The 19,898-nt window shown below is 64.9% G+C and carries 18 protein-coding genes and 1 tRNA gene; 15 read left to right on the top strand and 4 right to left on the bottom strand.

The features are described 5' to 3' along the window. Positions 1-137: 137 nt before the first annotated feature. Entirely contained in the window at positions 138-1,559 is a 1,422-nt protein-coding gene (locus tag FJ959_RS01520; RefSeq protein ID WP_140628099.1) for a coniferyl aldehyde dehydrogenase, read from the bottom strand. Positions 1,560-1,749: 190 nt separating this feature from the next. Between FJ959_RS01520 and recQ the strand changes: the two genes are divergently transcribed. After that, positions 1,750-3,591, top strand: a complete 1,842-nt coding sequence (recQ, locus tag FJ959_RS01515) for a DNA helicase RecQ (protein ID WP_140628097.1) — start codon at positions 1,750-1,752, stop codon at positions 3,589-3,591. Between the two features lie 79 nt (positions 3,592-3,670). Here the strand turns inward: recQ and FJ959_RS01510 are convergent. Continuing rightward, positions 3,671-3,760, bottom strand: a tRNA-Ser gene (locus FJ959_RS01510). A gap of 574 nt (positions 3,761-4,334) precedes the next feature. On the opposite strand from FJ959_RS01510, the gene FJ959_RS01505 reads away from it, so the two are divergent. The 3 genes from FJ959_RS01505 to FJ959_RS01495 all read left to right on the top strand — a co-directional run bounded on the left by FJ959_RS01505 (position 4,335) and on the right by FJ959_RS01495 (position 6,098). Next, on the top strand, positions 4,335-5,003 hold the full coding sequence (locus tag FJ959_RS01505) for a 50S ribosomal protein L21 (RefSeq protein ID WP_140525010.1): 669 nt from the start codon (positions 4,335-4,337) through the stop codon (positions 5,001-5,003). A 100-nt stretch (positions 5,004-5,103) separates the two neighbouring features. Then, positions 5,104-5,373 carry a 50S ribosomal protein L27 gene (gene rpmA, locus FJ959_RS01500; RefSeq protein WP_140493012.1) on the top strand — a complete coding sequence of 90 codons (270 nt, stop codon included), beginning with the start codon at positions 5,104-5,106 and terminating at the stop codon, positions 5,371-5,373. Positions 5,374-5,510: 137 nt separating this feature from the next. Continuing rightward, positions 5,511-6,098, top strand: coding sequence for a GNAT family protein (locus FJ959_RS01495; protein WP_140729415.1), 588 nt, complete (start codon positions 5,511-5,513; stop codon positions 6,096-6,098). A gap of 194 nt (positions 6,099-6,292) precedes the next feature. Here the strand turns inward: FJ959_RS01495 and FJ959_RS01490 are convergent, their stop codons facing one another. Continuing rightward, on the bottom strand, positions 6,293-7,162 hold the full coding sequence (locus tag FJ959_RS01490) for an endonuclease/exonuclease/phosphatase family protein (RefSeq protein WP_140628091.1): 870 nt from the start codon (positions 7,160-7,162) through the stop codon (positions 6,293-6,295). Positions 7,163-7,291: 129 nt separating this feature from the next. On the opposite strand from FJ959_RS01490, the gene obgE reads away from it, so the two are divergent. The 5 genes from obgE to FJ959_RS01465 all read left to right on the top strand — a co-directional run bounded on the left by obgE (position 7,292) and on the right by FJ959_RS01465 (position 12,996). Further along, positions 7,292-8,323, top strand: a complete 1,032-nt coding sequence (gene obgE / locus FJ959_RS01485; RefSeq protein WP_140493021.1) for a GTPase ObgE — start codon at positions 7,292-7,294, stop codon at positions 8,321-8,323. Between the two features lie 7 nt (positions 8,324-8,330). Next, positions 8,331-9,470, top strand: coding sequence for a glutamate 5-kinase (gene proB, locus FJ959_RS01480; RefSeq protein ID WP_140517608.1), 1,140 nt, complete (start codon positions 8,331-8,333; stop codon positions 9,468-9,470). Between the two features lie 3 nt (positions 9,471-9,473). Then, positions 9,474-10,760, top strand: a complete 1,287-nt coding sequence (locus FJ959_RS01475; RefSeq protein WP_140628089.1) for a glutamate-5-semialdehyde dehydrogenase — start codon at positions 9,474-9,476, stop codon at positions 10,758-10,760. Between the two features lie 248 nt (positions 10,761-11,008). Next, complete coding sequence (locus FJ959_RS01470) at positions 11,009-11,596, top strand: nicotinate-nucleotide adenylyltransferase (protein ID WP_140493506.1); 588 nt, start codon at positions 11,009-11,011, stop codon at positions 11,594-11,596. A gap of 101 nt (positions 11,597-11,697) precedes the next feature. Next, on the top strand, positions 11,698-12,996 hold the full coding sequence (locus FJ959_RS01465; RefSeq protein WP_140628086.1) for an MFS transporter: 1,299 nt from the start codon (positions 11,698-11,700) through the stop codon (positions 12,994-12,996). On the opposite strand, the gene FJ959_RS01460 is transcribed toward FJ959_RS01465, so the two are convergent. Next, positions 12,997-13,848 carry a mechanosensitive ion channel domain-containing protein gene (locus FJ959_RS01460; protein WP_140560770.1) on the bottom strand — a complete coding sequence of 284 codons (852 nt, stop codon included), beginning with the start codon at positions 13,846-13,848 and terminating at the stop codon, positions 12,997-12,999. 241 nt (positions 13,849-14,089) lie between these two features. Between FJ959_RS01460 and rsfS the strand changes: the two genes are divergently transcribed. The 6 genes from rsfS (at position 14,090) to FJ959_RS01430 (ending at position 19,839) form a co-directional block, all read left to right on the top strand. After that, positions 14,090-14,467, top strand: a complete 378-nt coding sequence (rsfS, locus tag FJ959_RS01455) for a ribosome silencing factor (protein WP_135902362.1) — start codon at positions 14,090-14,092, stop codon at positions 14,465-14,467. 83 nt (positions 14,468-14,550) lie between these two features. Beyond that, on the top strand, positions 14,551-15,033 hold the full coding sequence (rlmH, locus tag FJ959_RS01450) for a 23S rRNA (pseudouridine(1915)-N(3))-methyltransferase RlmH (protein ID WP_140517517.1): 483 nt from the start codon (positions 14,551-14,553) through the stop codon (positions 15,031-15,033). A gap of 167 nt (positions 15,034-15,200) precedes the next feature. Beyond that, complete coding sequence (locus FJ959_RS01445) at positions 15,201-16,580, top strand: murein hydrolase activator EnvC (RefSeq protein WP_140628083.1); 1,380 nt, start codon at positions 15,201-15,203, stop codon at positions 16,578-16,580. 1 nt (position 16,581) lies between these two features. After that, a complete protein-coding gene (locus FJ959_RS01440; protein ID WP_181165202.1) occupies positions 16,582-17,913 on the top strand; it encodes a S41 family peptidase in 1,332 nt (443 codons plus the stop codon). Between the two features lie 198 nt (positions 17,914-18,111). Beyond that, on the top strand, positions 18,112-19,287 hold the full coding sequence (locus FJ959_RS01435) for a divergent polysaccharide deacetylase family protein (protein ID WP_140628080.1): 1,176 nt from the start codon (positions 18,112-18,114) through the stop codon (positions 19,285-19,287). A gap of 30 nt (positions 19,288-19,317) precedes the next feature. After that, a complete protein-coding gene (locus FJ959_RS01430; protein ID WP_140628803.1) occupies positions 19,318-19,839 on the top strand; it encodes an RNA pyrophosphohydrolase in 522 nt (173 codons plus the stop codon). Positions 19,840-19,898: the final 59 nt, after the last annotated feature.

Here is a 19,898-nt window from a genome sequence, read left to right as displayed (position 1 = left end):
CTTGCGCGCCGCGGTACTCGAAACGTGGCCGCAGGAGATGGAGCCTGCCGAATCATGGTGAAGATTGGCTTAACGCGCGGACCATGTGATTGCGCCGGCATGTGATCGCGTCGCCGGCGGCGGGCGGTGCACGGCGCTCAAGTCATGTGCCTGAGCAGGCCGAAAAGCCGTTCGAAGGTCTTGCCGTAGGGCGGACGCAGAAGGCTTCCCGCGCTCAAGCGCGACTGCAGGAAAACCGGCTTCTCCTTGCTGAAGGTGCGAAAGCCCCATTCGCCGTGATAGGCGCCCATGCCGCTGGCGCCGACGCCGCCGAAGGGTTGGTTCTCCTGCACCAGATGCAGCATGCAATCGTTGATGGTGACGCCGCCGGCGATGGTCTCGTGCAGGATGCGTTGCCGGTTGCCGCCGTCTCTCCCGAACCAGTAGAGCGCCAGCGGCCGGTCGGCCCGGTTGACATGGGCGATGGCGTCGTCGATCCCGGCATATTCGAGGATCGGCAGCACCGGCCCGAAAATCTCCTCGCGCATCAGCCGCAGGTCGGGATCGGCGTTCCTGACCAGGGTCGGCGGCAATTTGCGGCCTGCGGCGCCGAACGCCTCGCCGGCCGGGTTGATTTCGATGACATCGGCGCCGGCGTCGCGGGCCTCCGCGATCATGGCCCGCAGGCGCTGATAATGCCGGTTGCTGACGATGGCGGTATAGTCCGGATTGTCGCGCAAGCTGGGGTAGAGCTTCGCCATAGCCGTTGCGAGCTTGGCGGCGACCGTTTCCGCCTGTCCCTTGGGCACCAGCAGGTAGTCCGGCGCGATGCAGGTCTGCCCGGCATTGAGGAGCTTGCCATAGGCGACGCTGGCCGCCGCCGCATCGAGGTCGCATGAGGGGTCGAAGATTGCCGGCGACTTGCCGCCGAGTTCCAACGTGACTGGAGTGAGGTTGGCCGCGGCGGCCAATGCGACCTGGCGGCCGACGGCCGTCGAACCGGTGAACAGCAGGTGATCGAAAGGCATCGACACGAAAGCCTTGCCGACCTCCGCGTCGCCGGTGATGATGCCGAGTTCGTCCGGTGCGAAATGCTCGGCGGCCAGGCGCGCCAGCAGCGCTGAAAAGGCGGGCGTCAATTCGGAGGGTTTGACCAGCACGCGATTGCCGGCGGCGAGCGCCGCGGTGACCGGCGCGACGGCGAGCTGGAAAGGGTAATTCCAGGGCGATACGATGCCGACGACACCGAGCGGCTGCGGGACGAGGCGGTTCCTGCCCGGCAGGAACGGCAAGGTGGTGGCGACGCGCCGTTCCCGCATCCAGCCTTTCAGGTGGGACAGTGCGTGGCGTATGCCGGCCCGCACCACGAACAGCTCGGCAAGGCGGGTCTCATGAGCCGAGCGGCCGCCAAAGTCGGTGTCGATCGCCGCGCAGATGTCGGCCTCATGCCTCTCCGTGAGCGCCAGCAGCCGGGCGAGGCGATCCTTGCGGACATCGAGGCCCGGAAAGGGCTGCGCCTCGAATGCGGCGCGCTGCTGCTTGAAGCGTTCGCCGAGAGCATCCTGTCTGGTCTGCAGCATCGCTCTCTCCCTGGTCGTCCCGGGCAAGCTTACATCGCAGCACGTGAGGGAATCCAGCAGGGGTGCTGATGTCGCAGGGGAAGGCGCGAATTGGAGCCGGTGGACATGCCACCCCGCGCATCCACGGATAGCGTTCCGGCGATCTTCGCTTTAAGAACGTTGCCTCAGCCAAACCGGGGACCATTGCGAGATGCCAACATCGACGGCAAGTGTTCCGCCGGATGCACCAGACCGCAAGCAACGCGTGCTGAAGGACGTGTTCGGCTTCGACGATTTTCGTCCCGGCCAGGCCGAAATCATGGACGCGCTGCTGGGCGGACGCCATGTGCTGGCCGTCATGCCGACGGGTGCGGGCAAATCGCTCTGCTACCAGGTTCCGGCGCTGGTCCTGGGCGGCCTTGCGATCGTCGTCTCGCCGCTGGTGGCGCTGATGCAGGATCAGGTCGCGGCGTTGCGCCTTGCCGGCGTGGCAGCCGATACGATCAACTCCTCGATCGAGCGCGAGGCCAATGTGGCGGCATGGCGCCGTGTCGCCTCCGGCCAGACGCGCCTGCTCTACCTCGCGCCGGAGCGGCTGATGACGGAGCGGATGCTCGACGCGCTGGCCAGGCTCGACGTCAGCCTGATCGCCATCGACGAGGCGCATTGCATCTCGCAATGGGGTCCGGCGTTCCGGCGCGAATATGAGGATCTGTCGCGGCTGCGCTCCATTTTCCCGCAAGTGCCGATCATCGCGCTGACGGCGACGGCGGACGAGGCTACCCGCATCGATATCGAAGCGCGTCTGTTCGCCGGGCGCGCGGAAACCGTGGTGCTGGGTTTCGACCGGCCGAACATCAAGCTTGCCCTTGAGGCCAAGCAGGACAGCAAGCGCCAGTTGCTGCGCTTCGTCGAGCGTCACGCAGGCAAAAGCGGCATCGTCTACTGCCTGTCGCGCAAGAAGACCGAGGAGATGGCGGCCTTCCTCGAGAAGAACGGCGTCACCGCGCTCGCCTATCACGCCGGGATGAGCAAGGAGACGCGAGAGGCGAACCAAAACGCCTTCATGACGCTCTCCGGCGTCGTCATGGTGGCGACCATCGCCTTCGGCATGGGCATCGACAAGCCCGACGTCGCCTATGTCTTCCACACCGACCTGCCGGGCAGCCTCGAAGCCTATTATCAGGAGATCGGCCGCGCGGGCCGCGACGGGCGGGCAGCCGAGGCGCATATGCTTTACGGGCTCGGCGACATCCGCATGCGGCGCCTGTTCATCGACGACGAAGAATCATCACCTGAACACAAGAGGCGCGGGCATCGCCGGCTCGATACGTTGATCGGCTATTGCGAGGCGGTACAGTGCCGCCGGCAGATCCTGCTCGGCTATTTCGGCGAACAGGCAGCGCCCTGCGGCAATTGCGACAACTGCCTCGACCAGGCGCCGCGCGCCGATGGCGGAGCGGAAGCGCGGATCATCCTGACGGCCGTCGCGCAGACCGGCGAGCGCTTCGGCGCCGCCCATATCATCGACATACTGCTCGGCCACGAGACGGAGAAAGTACTGGCGAGAGGCCATCAAACGCTGACCAGTTTCCGGGCCGGCGCGGCGCATAGGAAAACGGTCTGGCTGTCGCTTATCCGGCAACTGGTCGCCGGCGGATTCCTTGTGCCGGATCCGGACGGCCATGGCGGCCTCGCCATTTCCGAAAGCGGCCGCGCCCTCGGGCGCGGCGAGGTTGCGTTCCATTATCGCGTCGAGATGCGGGACCCTCTCGCGCGCGGCAGGAAGCGATCCGGGGAAGGCTCCGCCGCCGGCGCCGAGGGTGTGGATGCATCGCTGCTGGGCGCGCTCAAGGCGCTGCGGCTGCGGCTGGCCAAGGAGCGGCAGGTGCCGGCCTATGTCGTGTTCTCCGACCGCACGCTGATCGACATGGCCGAACGCCGCCCGCGCGATCTCGACGCGTTCGCCGAGGTGAATGGCGTGGGAGCGGCAAAGCTTAGGGAATTCGGGGAAATTTTTCTGGGCGCAATCGCGGGACATCATCCGAATTGAGCTGAACCGGTTGGCGCGTCACGCCTTGGCTACAGCGGGCAAACTGTTACCCATGTCTCCGGGCTATACAGAAGCAGGATGGCGGAGAGGGAGGGATTCGAACCCCCGATGGGCTTGCACCCATGCCGCATTTCGAGTGCGGTGCATTCGACCACTCTGCCACCTCTCCGCGGTCATGGTCAGCCGTTGCCGGCGCGGCGCACTAGATAACGGCTGAACGGGCAGGTTACAAGGCCAAATCGGCCGGAAACTCAGCTTGCGTCAGAGGCTGGCCCGGAGCGACGCCGTCCCGACCGCGGTAGACGATGCCGGACACTTCGCCGGCCAGCAATCCGGCCAAGATTTCGAACTCGGGTTAACGAGGCCTGAGGACGCCAGTCCGGCAGTGCCGGCGACCTCCTAATAGGAATTTTTTCTTGACGGGGTGAAGGCAACTATGGTAGATATCTGGTCATGGTGCTGAGTTGCGCCAGGGACCCGCCGCACAGGCGGGTTTTTCCGTTCAAGGCTCCATCACCAGCGCCCCGACGAAGGCTCCGAAGGAACCCGTTAGCCCGGATTCGTTGCCCTGAGAATCTGGCCGTTTGCCTTGACTCGCGACAAACCTTCGGTTAGGGACAGCGCGCAATCGGCGTGGAGGGTTCTTCCGCGCCGCTTGTTTTTTGAACCCGCAGACTGACAAAAAGACGGCCGAACCGCCACAGGCGGTTCATCGAGGCCGACCGAACAGCGAAAGGCAAAAAATGTTCGCAGTCATCAAAACGGGCGGCAAGCAGTATCGCGTCGCCGCCAACGATCTCCTGAAGATCGAAAAAGTCGAAGCCAATGTCGGCGACATCGTCGAGATCGGCCACGTGCTCGCGCATGGCGAGGGCGAGAATGTCACGTTCGGCGCGCCGTTCGTCGACGGCGCGGTCGTCACCGCCGAAGTCGTCGAGCAGGGCAAGAACCGCACGGTCATCGCTTTCAAGAAGCGCCGCCGCCAGAATTCGCGCCGCAAGATCGGCCATCGCCAGTTGCTGACCACGGTCAGGATCTCCGAGATCCTGCTGGGCGGCGCCAAGCCGGCCAAGAAGACCGCTGCCAAGGCGGAAGCCAAGGCCGAGGTAGCCGCCGACGCGGCGCCGAAGGAAGCCAAGGCCAAGAAGGACGCCCCGAAGGAAGAGGCAAAGGCCGAGACCGCGGCAGCGCCGCTGTTCAAGGCGCCGAAGGGCGAGCCGGACGATCTGACCGTGATCAAGGGCATCGGCCCGGTCGCCGCCAAGGATCTCAACGAACAGGGCATCATCACCTTCGCCCAGCTCGCCAAGCTGACCGAGAAGGATGTGGCCAAGATCGACGAGAACATGCCGTTCAGCGCCGAGCAGATCAAGGACTGGCGCGAGCAGGCCAAGGAACTGGCAAAGAAGTAAGGCGAACCGGCGCGAAACGTCGCCGGATCGGACTTGAAACGGAACGCGAACGCGTTCATAAGACCATTCAAGCGCCCTTGGGCGCATCGGAGTTAGTTAGATGGCACACAAGAAAGCTGGCGGCTCGTCGCGCAACGGTCGCGACTCGCATTCCAAGCGTCTGGGCGTGAAGAAGTTCGGCGGCGAAGCCGTCATCCCGGGCAACATCATCATTCGTCAACGCGGCACCACCTGGCATCCCGGCGTCAATGTCGGCATGGGCACGGATCACACCCTTTTCGCGCTCGAAGCCGGCGCCGTGACGTTCAACAAAAAAGCCAACGGCCGAACCTACGTATCGGTCAACCCGATTACCAAAGCAGCGGAGTAGCCGGTTCCGCACCACAACACCGGCAGCCCATCTCGGGAACCGGTGTCTGGAAGCCAGAAGGTTTGGCAAAGCCAGGAAAAGGATCAAGGGAGATGGGTTTCCATCTCCCTTTTTTCTTGTGCCTGGAGGACTTTGACATGGTTGCCGAAGCGGAAGACTCAGAAGACGAAAGTTATGCAATCGATTGCCCGGTGCTGGTCACCGAGCGGCTGGTGATGCGGGCTCCGCGCGAAAGCGACATCGCGCAACTGGTCGAGCTCGCCGACAACCGTCATGTCGCCGAGATGCTGGCGCGCATGCCGCATCCCTATGGCGAGGCCGAGGCACGCGCTTTCCTGGCCATGACCAAGTCGCGCCGCGCCGGCATCGCCTATGCGCTGACGCTGGCAGGCACCGAAACTTTCGTCGGCTGCGCCGGATTGAACACCACCGACCGCGGACTGGAGCTCGGCTACTGGATCGGTGAACCCTACTGGAAGCGCGGCTTCGCCACCGAGGCGTCGCACGCCCTGGTCGATCTCGCGTTCCAGCGGACAAACATCCAGGTGCTGCATGCCTCGACGCGGGTCATCAATCCGGCCTCGCGCCGGGTGATCCACAAATGCGGCTTCCAGTATGCCGGCCAGGGCATGCTGAACTCGATCGTCGCCGGCCAGGTGCCGGTCGAGCGTTACCGCCTCGACCGGAAGACATGGACCAGCCTGCGCAACTGGGTGCATTTTTGATGTGTGCCGATATTCAGGTGAGGCCGGCCTGCAAACGCTGATTTTCTGCGCTTCCGGTGCTCGCGTACTTTAAGTACGCTCCGCTCCGGTTCTCGAAAACCAACGTTTTCGGCTCGGCCTGACCTGAATCTCAGCACACATCGGCGCTGGGCCTCTGGTCAAAGGTTCGGAAAGAATCGTGCATCGATTTGGGCTCAGCCCAATTCGGCCCATACCGGCAGATGGTCCGAGCCAACAGCCTTTCGGTCGACCCACAGGCGCTTCAGCGACCGGGCAAGCGAGGCGCTGGTGAAGATATAGTCGATACGCTTGTGGCGGTCGGTATTGCCGGGGTCCTTGGGGTCGACCCAGCTGACGAGATCGTCGCCGGCGACATTGAGGCGCACGGCGGCGTCGACGGCGAAATCAGCGGTCAGCGGCATGCCGAATTCGTGGTCCGGCCGGCCGGCGAGTTCGACATATTCGGGCGATCCGGCCAGCATGTTGAAGTCGCCCATGCCGACGAAGGCCTCGGGGTGCGGCAGTTCCGGCAGGCCGATCTCGGCGACGCCGGACAGCGCGCCGCCTTCAAGCGCATAGTTCAACAGGCGCCGGCGCAGGAACTGGATCTGGCTGGCGCGCTCGACCGGGCTGCGGTGATCGAGATGGATGGAATAGAAGCGGATGAAACCAAGCGGCGTCTCGATCAGCGCCTCCAGCGCGCCGCGCTGGAAGTTCATCATCTCGAAGCTGCGGCTGCGCGGCAGGAGCAGGTTGCGCGACAGATGAATGGGCGTCTTCGACAACACCATGTTGCCGAGCTGGAAGGTGGTGGTGATGGCGCGGCCGTTTTCGATGCGCGAGCCGATATTGGCCTCGAAATTGCTGCCATAGACGGCGAAATAGTCGGGCAGCGCTTCGCCGATCTCGGCGACCATGTCGCGTCCGCCGTTCCTGGGATTGTTGCGGGTGACCTCCTGCAGTGCGATGACATCGGCGCCGCGCACGGCGTCGGCGATACGCCCGACATCGTACTGCCGATCGAGGCCGATGCCGTACTGGATGTTGTAGGTTACAAGCTTCATGCCGACATCTCCGGCCAACCCCACGCGGCCACTGTCACAAAACGGCCTCGCCCTTCGCCGCGCCTTGGTTTAGAGCAAGGCGCAAGGTTTAGAGCAATGCCGCAAGGCCAATAAAGAAACTGCTGTCCGATGAAATTTCTCGATCAAGCCAAGGTCTATGTCCGCTCCGGCGACGGGGGCGCGGGTTCCGTGTCGTTCCGGCGCGAGAAATTCATCGAGTTCGGCGGACCGGACGGCGGCGATGGCGGCCGCGGCGGCGACGTCTGGCTGGAAGCGGTCGACGGGCTGAACACGCTGATCGACTACCGCTACCAGCAGCATTTCAAGGCCAAGACCGGCACTCATGGCATGGGCCGCAACATGACCGGCGCCAAGGGCGCCGACGTCACGCTGAAAGTGCCGGCTGGAACGCAGGTGTTCGAAGAGGACAACGAGACGCTGATCTGCGACCTCACCGTGGTCGGCCAGCGCTTCCTGCTGGCCAAGGGCGGCAATGGCGGCTTCGGCAACCAGCATTTCAAGACCTCGACCAACCAGGCGCCGCGCCGCGCCAATCCGGGTCAGCCCGGCGAGGAGCTCAACATCTGGCTCAGGCTGAAGCTGATCGCCGATGCCGGGCTGGTCGGGTTGCCCAATGCCGGCAAATCGACCTTTCTCGCCTCCGTCACCGCCGCCAAGCCGAAGATCGCCGACTATCCCTTCACCACGCTGCATCCCGGCCTGGGGGTGGCACGCATCGATGCGCGCGAATTCGTCATCGCCGACATTCCCGGCCTCATCGAAGGCGCGCATGAGGGCGTCGGCATCGGCGATCGCTTCCTTGGCCATGTCGAGCGCACGCGCGTGCTACTGCACCTGGTGTCGGCGCAGGAGGAGAACCCCGGCAAGGCCTACAAGACCGTGCGCGCCGAACTCGAAGCCTATGGCCATGGCTTGACCGACAAGGCCGAGATACTGGCCCTTTCGCAGGTCGACACGCTTGATGCGGATGAGCGCAAGAAGAAGGTCGCGTCGCTGAAGCGCGCCGCCGGCCGTGCGCCGATGCTTCTGTCGGCGGTCACCGGCGAAGGGGTCGAAGCGGTGCTGCGCGCGCTGATGGCGGTGGTGGCCGAAGCGCGCGACGCGATCGCGGCGCCGGTCGACACGCGCTGGGAAAAATAGCATGACCGTGCAGTCGCTGAAGAAATACCGACGCATCACCGTCAAGATCGGTTCGGCGCTTCTGGTCGACCGCACCGCTGGGCTGAAGCGCGACTGGCTGGCGTCGCTGGCCGACGACATCGCCGTGCTGGCTCAAGGCGGCGCGGAAATCCTGGTCGTGTCGTCGGGCGCCATCGCGCTGGGCCGTACCATTCTGGATCTTGGAAAAAGGGCGCTGAAGCTCGAGGAGAGCCAGGCGGCCGCAGCCGTCGGCCAGATCGCGCTGGCCGGCGCCTGGTCGGATGCGCTTGGCAAGGGCGGGTTGAAATCGGGCCAGATCCTGCTCACGCTTGGCGACACCGAGGAGCGCCGCCGCTACCTCAACGCCCGGGCGACGATCTCGACGCTCTTGAAGATGAAGGCGGTGCCGGTCATCAACGAGAACGACACCGTGGCGACCTCCGAGATCCGCTATGGCGACAATGACCGGCTGGCCGCGCGGGTGGCGACGATGATGGGCGCCGACCTTTTGGTGCTGCTCTCGGATATAGACGGTCTCTACACCGCGCCGCCGGCGCGTGACCCGGAGGCCAAATTCGTCGCGGTGGTCGATCGCATCACGCCTGAGATCGAAGCGATGGCGGGTGCCGCGGCTTCCGAACTGTCGCGCGGCGGCATGCGCACGAAGCTCGACGCCGGCAAGATCGCCACTGCGGCCGGCACGGCCATGATCATTACCGCCGGCACGCGGCTTTCGCCGCTGATGGCGATCGAGCGCGGCGAGCGCGCCACCTTCTTCCGGCCGAGCGCCAACCCGGTGAAAGGCTACAAGAGCTGGATCGCCGGCCAGCTCGAACCGGCGGGAAGGCTCACCGTCGATGCCGGCGCCGTCGGGGCGCTGACATCGGGCAAGTCGCTGCTGCCGGCCGGTGTCAAGTTGGTCAGCGGCAATTTCTCGCGCGGCGATACGGTGGCGATCCTGTCGCCCGAGGGTCGCGAGATCGCCCGCGGGCTGGTTGCCTATGATGCCGCGGATGCCGTAAGGATCGCAGGCCTGAAGACAACCGAAATCGAGACCGTGCTCGGCTACGAGGCGCGTTCGGCGATGATCCACCGCGACGACCTTGTGGTCAGCCTCGCGGGCGACCAAGTAACGAGCGGAGGATGAGCCATGCTGAAGCTGCATGAAAAATCCCGGAACGATACAGTGGCGACGATGGCCGACCTCGGCCGCCGTGCCCGCGCCGCCGCACGACCGCTGGCCATCGCTACGACAGCCGCCAAGAACGCGGCACTTGCCGCCATGGCGGAGGCGATCATCGCCCGCGAGCGAGCCATACTTGACGCCAATGCCATCGACATCGCGAACGGGCATGAAGCCGGCCTGTCGGCGTCCTCCATGGACCGGCTGAAGCTCAATCCAGCCCGCATCCGCGCCATGGCCGACGGCATTCGCGAAATTGCCGAACTCGGCGATCCCGTCGGCGACGTGATCGCCAGTTGGGAGCGGCCGAATGGCCTCAGGATCGAACGCGTGCGCACACCGCTAGGCGTCATCGGCGTCATCTATGAGAGCCGGCCGAACGTCACGGCGGATGCCGGCGCGCTCTGCCTCAAGGCCGGCAACCCGGTGATCCTGCGCGGCGGCTCGGATTCGCTGAACTCGTCTTCGGTGATCCACGCTTGCCTGGTCGACGGCTTGAAGGCAGCCGGCCTGCCGCAGGACGCCATCCAGCTTGTACCGACCACCGACCGCGCCGCCGTCGGCGAAATGCTGAAAGGCCTCGGCGGCAATCTCGACGTCATCATCCCGCGCGGCGGCAAGAGCCTGGTCGAGCGGGTGCAGACCGAGGCCCGGGTGCCGGTCTTCGCGCATCTCGAAGGCATCTGCCATCTCTATGTCGACCGCTCGGCCAAGCTCGACATGGCAGTCGGCATCGCCGTCAACGCCAAGATGCGGCGCACCGGTGTCTGCGGCGCGGCCGAAACGCTGCTGGTCGACCGTGCGGTTGCCTCCACCCACCTGGTGCCGATCCTCGACGCCTTGCGCGCCGCGGGCTGCGAGATCCATGCCGATGCCGAGGTGCTGAAGCTGTTCTTCGACGCCAAGCCGGCGACCGATGCCGACTGGGTCACCGAATATCTCGACGCCGTCATCGCGGTGAAGCTGGTCGACGGTGTCGCTGGCGCAATCGAGCATATCGAGACTTTCTCCTCCCATCACACCGAGGCGATCGTCGCCGAGGACGCGCAGGCGGTGGAACGGTTCTTCAACGAGATCGACTCGGCGATCCTGCTGCACAACGCCTCAACGCAGTTCGCCGATGGCGGCGAGTTCGGCATGGGCGCCGAGATCGGCATCGCCACCGGCAAGATGCACGCGCGCGGGCCCGTTGGCGTCGAGCAACTGACCTCGTTCAAATACCGCGTGCGCGGCTCGGGACAGGTGAGGCCTTGACGCTTTTCGTCCAAAGGGCCTGAAGCTTGCGCCCAGCCACCCCCCTCTGTCCTGCCGGACATCTCCCCCGCAAGGGGGGAGATTGGCTGACATTTTTGGTTTCGCCGATCTTCAATGCTGCAAGATTTGTGCCTTCACCGAAGCTGCTAATCTCCCCCCTTGCGGGGGAGATGTCCGGCAGGACAGAGGGGGGTGCCTAGCGAATGCTTTCCCTGCTTGAGCAACCTATCCCGTCCAGCTACCTCAAAATGCCGCATGCCGGCAAAGGCCTTGCCGTCGGCCTGTTCGGCGGCTCGTTCAATCCGCCGCATGCCGGCCACGCGCTGGTCGCCGAGATCGCGCTCAGGCGGCTGGCGCTCGATCAGTTGTGGTGGATGGTCACCCCGGGCAATCCGCTGAAGAACACGCACGAGTTGGCGCCGCTGGCCGAACGGCTGCGCCTGTCCGAGAAGATCGCCAAGAACCCGAAGATCAAGGTCACCGCCTTCGAAGCGGCGCATCATGTGCGCTACACCGCCGACGCGCTGGCGCTGGTCAAGGCGCGCAATCCCGGCGTCGACTTCGTCTGGATCATGGGCGCCGACAGCTTGCGCGATTTCCACCGCTGGCAGCGCTGGCGCGAAATCGTCATGACCTTCCCGATCGCGGTCATCGATCGTCCGGGCGCGACGCTGTCGTTCCTGTCGTCGGTCGTGGCCAAGACCTTCGACTATGCCCGCATCGACGAAGGCGATGCGCCAAGGCTCGCCCGCATGAAGGCGCCCGCGTGGACCTTCATCCACGGCCCGCGCTCGTCGCTGTCGTCGACGGCTATCCGCGAGCAGGCGAAGGGCTGATCGGTACGCACAGCGCCCTTTCTTCGCAAGGAGGAAGGCAAGTCCGGCAATGTCGCTTTTGCGGCGGCCTTTCGTCATCGAATGGATGATCTTGCGCTGATATGACCACTCTCGTGAAAAGCCAAACCGAAACGGAACCGAGGCACGGCGACACGCCCACGCTGCTGATCGCGATTGCCAGCGTCGTGGTGTCGATGGCGCTGATCGCCATCGGCAACGGGCTGATGTTCGCCTACATCCCCGTCCGGCTCGGCGTGGAAGGCTTCGATCCGACCTGGGCCGGTCTGATCGTCACCGGTCTGTCGGCGGGTGGTCTCGCCGGCTGCATCCTGACCGGACCGCTGGTGCGCAGGGTTGGCCATGCCCGTGCCTTCATGGTGCTGTCGGCGCTGATCGCGCTGTCGAATGCCGCAATCGGCACCGGGCCGCACCCCCTGTTGTGGATCGCGGCGCGCGCTCTCTACGGCTTTGCCATATGCGGGCTTTTCATCGTCGCGCAGAGCTGGCTCAACGATGCCGTGGCCAACGCCATACGCGGCAGGGTAATGGCCGTCTTCTACGTCGCCTATGTCGGCGGGCTCGGCATCGGCTATGCGACGCTGGCGCTGGTCGACATCAGGACGGCGGATGCATCGCTGATCGGCATAGCCTTCACCGCGCTATCCATCCTGCCCGTCGGGATGACCCGGCTGGCCCAGCCGCCGGCGCCGCAGGCGGCGTCGGTGGCGCTGCGCCGGGCCTGGCGGATTTCGCCGGTCGGCGTCGCCGGCATGCTGGCGGTCGGTGGCCTGTCGATGTCGATTTCCGGCTTCGCGCCGATCCACGCCACCGCGAAGGGGTACAGCCAGGCCGACGTGGCGCTGCTGCTTTCGGTGATGCCGCTCGGCACGCTGATCCTGCAGGTTCCGCTCGGCTGGATTTCCGACCGCACCGATCGCCGCTATGTGCTGGTCGCGGCATCCGCGATCGCCGCGGCGGCAGGGATGTTTGCGCTCGGCTTCGACGGCGGTACGCTGGCGGTGCTGCTGGTGATTTATGTGATGTGGGACGGCGCCTCGGAATCGATCTACTCGTTGGCCAGTGCCCACGCCGCCGACCGCGCCGGCAAGGACGACATGGTGGCGCTGTCGAGTTCGCTGTTATTTGCCTGGTCGCTGTCCGGCTTCATCGTGCCGGGCATCGTGACCGCGTTGTCGGCCGTCTTCGGCACGCAGGCCTTCATCTATGTGACTGTGGTCATCGCCTGCGTCTTCTGCCTGTTCGTGCTTTTGCGCGTGTTCACCACGCGGCCGGTGCCGGCAACCGAAACCGGCAGCTTCGCGCCGATGACGGCGCAAGCGCCACTGCCGGTGGAACTGGCCTTCGCGCCGGACGAACAGCACCAGCACAGGAGCGATTGACTATTGCCGGCGGGTTTCCGGGGCCGGAGCCTGCGGTGGCGGCAGCGGGATCGATATGCGTTCGCGGTCGAATTCCTGCTTGGCCCGCTTGGTGAGATCGGCCTGGGTGGCGAAGAAATCCGCCGATGATGTCCAGTAACGCAAGGTGATCGAGACGGTGCTTTCGCCCAATGCCGCGACAAAGGCGGTCGGCGCCGGCTCACGCCTGATGCGGCGCTCGGCGGCGGCGATCGCAAGCAGCGTCTTCTGGGCGCGGTCGATGTCGTTCCAGGAGCCGATCGAGAGGGTGATGTCGCCACGCCGCACGCCGTTGCGCGAAAAATTGCGCACCGGCTGGTTCCACAGCGTCGAGTTGGGCGCCAGGATGTAGACGCCTTCGGCGCTCCGGAGCTTGGTGGCGAAAAGGCCGATTTCCTCGATCGAGCCGGCAATGGACCCGACTTCGACGGATTCGCCGATGCGGAACGGCCGCAATGCCAAAAGCATGATCCCGGCGGCAATGTTCTGCAGCGTGCCTTGCAGCGCCAGGCCGATGGCCAGGCCGATGGCGCCGATCGCGGCGATGATCGAGGCCGTCTGCACACCGAACTGGCCGAGCACCATGATGACGACGAGAACGAGAATGGCGTAGCGGACGATCTTGGAAAAGAAGTGCCGCAGCGTCTGGTCAAAGCCGTGGATGTGGCCCAGGCCGGCAAAGATCGAGCGCTCGGCAAAGCCGGCGACGATGTAGCCGACAACCAGAAGGATGACGGCGCCGACCGCCGAAAGCGAATAGGAGACAATGAGCGCGCTGAGCTGAGAGAGCCCCGCCTGGACGGTCAGGAGGGCATTTTGCGGGTCGATCGGCATAGTGGGATTCCGGTTGATCAATCAGCCGATAACCCCTGCGGAACGCCTGGGTTCCGATCTTTTGCGCGTCGCGCGGAACAAGCGGGTGCTCAATGAGTTCGCATGGAAGTAGGGCTCCGTCTTGAAACTGCAACGGAACTCTGCCTATCTAAGCGGTGTCACCTGCTTTCAGGGTGATTTGGTTGTTCTTGCTGCGAAAGGAAATACACTGAGAACAGCACTGCGGAAGAAGGCCGACATCGTGCCTTCGCCGGCCGGGATCAGCGTAAACGACGCCGTGTCCCGCGCCATCAAGACAGTCCTTGCCAGTCTGGAAGACTCCAAGGCCGAAAACATCGTCTCAATCGACATTCAGGGAAAATCGAGCCTCGGCGACTACATGGTCGTCGCGTCGGGTCGATCGCACCGTCATGTCTCGGCTGTTGCCGATCATCTCCTCAAGGCGTTGAAGGATGCCGGCCTCGGCACGGCGCGCGTCGAGGGGCTGTCCGGCGCCGACTGGGTCCTGATCGATTCAGGCGACATCATCGTCCATGTCTTCCGCCCCGAAGTCCGCGAATTCTACAATCTCGAAAAGATGTGGCAGGCGCCGGACCTCGAGGAAGAGACCTTGCACTGAGCCGGTTGGTTGGATGCGTGCCGTGGTTCCAGGCCCAATGACGATTTGCGGGCGACACGCATCGGCGGCCCTCTGAGGCGAGGATGAAGATTACCGTTCATGCCGTGGGCCGGATGAAAAGCGGCCCCGAGAGAGAACTCGCCGACCGCTATTTCGAGCGTTTCTCCAAGAGCGGCCCGGCTGTCGGCCTCGAATTCTCCGGCATCGCCGAGATCGCCGAAGGCCGCGCCCAGAACGCCGATGAACGCCGGCGGGATGAAGGCGCGAGGCTGCAGGCGCAGTTGCAGCCCGGCTCGGCGCTGATCCTGCTCGACGAGCGCGGCAAGAACCTGTCCTCGGAAGATTTCGCCGGCCGCATCGGCCAGTTGCGCGACGCCGGCCGCAAGGCGCTGGCGCTGGCCATAGGCGGCGCCGACGGCCACGATCCGTCGTTGCGCGCCCAGGCCGAGCTGGTGATGTCTTTCGGTGCGCTGACATGGCCGCACCAATTGGTGCGGGTGATGCTGGCAGAGCAGCTCTACAGGGTCTCGACAATCCTGTCCGGCCACCCCTATCACAGAACCTGAAGGTCGCATCGCACCGAATTCCGCCCCAATGCCGCGCAAGATCACGGCTTCGGGCCGGCTTTCCCTATTTTGCTCACCGGTGTGCGAAACCGCTGCACAGTCTTGGGCGATGCGCATTAATATGGTTGATGGTTCGTTAACGAAGCCGCAGATAGAGTCCATCCCGCATGGCTGAAGGCTGGAAATCGACGACGGGCTCATCGACAGCGGGCTCCTGGCGCGCGCGCTGCGGCATCGCGGCGGCGGTGGTCATCCTGTCGCTCAATACCGCTTGGGCCGAGAACACGCTCGACACGGCCCCCGATCCGGACCAGAGCCGCGCCGAATACGAACAGATCTCCAAGGAGATAAGCCTGTCGTCCGAGCGGCTGGCCAAGCTGGCCGCCGACATCGCCGCAGTCAAGAAGGACCACGCCTCGATCACCGCCGCGCTGATCCAGTCGGCAATGACCGAGCAAAAGCTTGGGCAGGATATCGAGGACATCGGCGCCAAGCTGGAGGGGCTGAAGACCCAGCAGCAGAAGATCCGCGCCTCGCTGATGGCGCGGCGCGACGTGCTGGCGGAGGTGCTGGGCGCATTGCAGCGCATGGGGCTGAACCCGCCGCCGGCGATCCTGGTCAAGCCGGAGGACGCGCTGTCGTCGGTGCGCAGCGCCATCTTGCTTGGCGCCGTGGTGCCTGAATTGCGCCAGCAGACCGACAGGCTCCTGGCCGACCTCAAGGAGCAGACAAGAGTGACGGCCTCGATCGAGGCCGAGCGGGCACGGCTGACGGCGGCAGTCGGCGAGCAGACTGCGGAAAAGAAGCGGCTCGGCATGCTGCTGGAAGCCAAGCAGAAGCTCGAAGCCGACACGCAGGCGCAGTTGTCGGCCGAGCGACAGCATTCCGAGGAGCTCGCGGCCAAGGCCAGCAGCCTGAAGGAATTGATCGCCTCGCTCGAAGCCCAGGCCGAACGCAACCGCAAGGCCGCGGATGCCGCAAAGGCCGCGGAGGCCGGCCAAGCCGGCGGCGACAAGGCGGGCGGCGACAAGGCGGGCAGGGATAAGGCGGGCGGCGATATGACGGCGTCGCTGCCGGTTCCCGAGGCCAACCGGCTTGCCGCTGCGGCACCCTTCTCGGCGCTGCAAGGACAGATCGCGCTGCCGGTCATCGGCCGCATCAAACGCCGGTTCGGCGCCGAAGACGGTAACGGCGCGGTGATGCTTGGGGACATGGTTGCGACACAATCGGGCGCCATCGTCACCGCACCGGCGGATGGGAATGTGCTTTATGCGGGGCCGTTTCGCTCCTACGGTCAACTCTTGATCCTGAATGCCGGCGACGGTTATCATGTCGTCCTGGCGGGGATGAGCAGAATCAGCGTCGCAACCGGCCAATCAGTGCTCGCAGGAGAGCCGGTCGGTGCGATGGGAGAGGCCCGGGTGGCAAGCACCTCGGCTTCGAAGAATGGAAATGCCACGCCGGAGCTCTATGTCGAGTTCCGCAAGGATGGAAAACCCGTCGATCCGACCCCATGGTGGGCGGACCGTTTTTCTGGAAGGACGTGAAATGATGCGGAAACTGTCGCTTCTGTTTGCCGGTGCGCTGATGGGCGCGTCCGCCATGAGCCTGGTCTATGGCGCGCCCGGCTCGGCAGCGAACGCTGCGGGGTCGGAGACCTACAAGCAACTGGCGATCTTCGGCGATATCTTCGAGCGGGTGCGGGCGCAGTATGTGACACCGCCCGACGACAAATCGCTGGTCGAGAACGCCATCAACGGCATGCTTGCCTCGCTCGACCCGCACTCCTCGTACATGAACGCCGAGCAGGCGCAGGACATGCGCGTGCAGACCAAGGGTGAATTCGGCGGCCTCGGCATCGAGGTCACCATGGAGAACGACCTGGTCAAGGTGATCACGCCGATCGACGATACGCCGGCCGCCAAGGCGGGCGTGCTGGCAGGCGATTACATTGCCAAGATCGATGGCGAGGAGGTTCGCGGCCTGACCCTGAACGACGCGGTCGACAAGATGCGCGGCCTGGTCAACACGCCGATCAAGCTCACCATCCTGCGCCAGGGCGCCGACAAGCCGATCGAGCTGACGGTCGTGCGCGACATCATCAAGGTCAAGGCGGTCAAGTTCCGGGTCGAGAACGACATCGGCTACATGAAGATCACCTCCTTCACCGAAAAGACCTATGACGACCTCGAGAATGCCATCGACACCATCAAGAAGCAGGTGCCGAACGACAAGCTCAAGGGCTATGTGCTCGATCTGCGCCTCAATCCCGGCGGTCTGCTCGATCAGGCGGTGAGCGTATCGGATGCCTTCCTCAACCGTGGCGAGATCGTTTCGACGCGCGGCCGCGATCCCAAGGACGTTACCCGCTTCGACGCCAAGTCCAAGCAGGTCGACGATATCGGCGGCAAGCCGCTGATCGTGCTGGTCAATGGCGGATCGGCGAGCGCGTCCGAAATCGTCGCTGGCGCGCTGCAGGACCTACGCCGCGCCACGGTGGTCGGAACGCAGTCCTTCGGCAAGGGTTCGGTGCAGACCATCATCCCGCTTGGCGAGAACGGCGCGCTCAGGCTGACGACGGCGCTCTATTACACGCCGTCCGGCAAGTCGATCCAGGGCAAGGGCATCACGCCCGACATCAAGGTCGACCAGCCGCTGCCGCCGGAACTGCAGGGCAGGGACCTGACGCGCGGCGAATCCGACCTCAAGGGCCACATCAAGGGTGCCGACGAGAGCTCGACCGGTTCGGGCTCGGCAGCCTATGTGCCGCCGGATCCGAAGAACGACCTCCAGCTCATCTATGCCGAGCAGCTTCTGCGCGGCCAGAAGACCGATCCGTCCTTCCCGCCCAATCCGCAGAAGGCTGTCCTCAACCAGTAACAGGTGGCGGCCAACAACGGGTCTGGCCGCCCGATGGAAGCAATGCGATGCTGCCGGGACCGAAAGGTTCCGGCAGTTTGATTCGGGGGTAACGCGAATCCCTCGATACAGGGCGCCAGGGGTGCGCCGGGGTTGAAGAATTCGCGCATGTCTCTTCGAAAGGTTCCATGTTCGAAGCCATGCGGACGGGGACAGGGCTTGGCTGATATCGGCAAGGACATCGAACGACCGCTCGGACTGACTGTCCGTCCGCCGCGCGCCGCCGGCAAGGTCAGCGTGGGTGCGCTCGTGGCTGCGTTCGTCGTGCTGGCCGTTGTCGGCGTCTCCGGCGCGATCGCGCTCAGGGACAAGCCGTTTCGCAAGCCGCAGGAAGTCGCGGTTTCGACGCCGAAAGTGGTGCCGGAGCCGACCGCTGCGCCGTCCGCTTTGGCGCCGGTCACGACGCCAAAGGCGGAAATGCCGGCCAAGGCTGGGGGCCCGCAGATCATCCATGTGCAGACAGAGGAAGGCGATGGTCCGCCCAAGGCGGCAATCGTCATCCGCGATCCGTCGACCATCGGCCAAAACCTGAAGATCGCGCATATTCCCGACAGGGCGCTGATCGAGGCCGGCGATGCCGGCCCCTTGCCGGTGCGCGCCGCAGACGGCCGGCGGCCCTTCGATGTCTACGCGCGGCCGTGGTCAGGCGCGCGCGGCGCCCGCGTGGCGATCGTCATCGGCGGGCTCGCGGTTTCACAGACCGGCACCCAGGCGGCCATCGCCAAGCTGCCGGCGGAAGTGACGCTGGCGTTCGCGCCGCAAGGCAACAGCATCGGCCGCTGGATGCAGGCCGCCCGGCAGAGCGGCCACGAGATCGTCATGCAGGTGCCGCTCGAACCGTTCGACTATCCCAATGTCAACCCCGGGCGCAACACGCTGACGGTGGCGGCGAGCGCGGAAGAGAACCTGAAGAACCTGCGCTGGGCACTGTCGCGGACGACGAACTATACCGGTGTCATGAACTATATGGGCGCGCGGTTTTCCGCCGACCCGGCGGCAATGGAACCCTTCATGGCCGAGCTCGGCAAACGCGGGCTCGCCTATATCGACGACGGCTCGTCGGCGCGTAGCCTAGCGCCGGATCTGGCGCTGAAGGACGGCGTGCCCTTCGTCGCCGGCGACACGGCGATCGACGCCGTGCAGGATCGCGGCGCCATCCTGAAGAAACTGGACAGCCTGGAGGCGACCGCCCGTGCCAAGGGCACCGCGGTCGGCATCGGCTCCGCTTTCGACCTGACGGTCGACACGGTGTCGTCATGGGTGGCCGAGGCCAAGAAACGCGGCATCGAGATCGTGCCGATTTCAGCGGTGGCGATCGATCCGCAAAAGGATTAGCCACCGGGAAACAGCTTGAAAGACTGAATGATGCCGAAGACGAAGAAGGTCGACCGCGAGACGCTGCCCTACCGTCCCTGTGTCGGGCTGATGATCCTCAACGCCGAGGGCCTGGTCTGGGTCGGCCATCGCATCGCCGAGCCGGACAGCGAATTCGCCGGCACCACGCAGCTCTGGCAGATGCCGCAAGGCGGCATCGACAAGGGCGAGGAGCCCCTGCAGGCGGCGGAGCGGGAGCTCTATGAGGAGACCGGCATGCGCAGCGTCTCGGTGCTCGCCGAGGCGCCGGACTGGATCAACTATGATCTGCCGGACAACCTGGTCGGCGTCGCCTTCAAGGGGCGCTATCGGGGTCAGACGCAGCGATGGTTCGCTTTCCGCTTCCATGGCGATACCAGCGAGATCCAGATCAATCCGCCGCCCGGCGGCCACACCGCCGAATTCGACAAATGGTCGTGGCGGCCGATGCAGGAGCTGCCTGACCTGATCGTGCCGTTCAAGCGCAAGGTCTATGAAGACGTGGTGACGGCGTTCCGTCACCTTGTGCCATAGCCGGACGGGCCGCGGCCGCGGTTCAAACGCCAGCGGTTGCCGCGCCGGTTCGACCGTCT

Origin of the sequence: Mesorhizobium sp. B2-2-4, from assembly GCF_006442375.1 — a bacterium.
Lineage (GTDB): Bacteria > Pseudomonadota > Alphaproteobacteria > Rhizobiales > Rhizobiaceae > Mesorhizobium.
The sequence above is the reverse complement of the archived record's forward strand: the minus strand, read 5'-3'. Positions and strand labels throughout refer to the sequence as shown.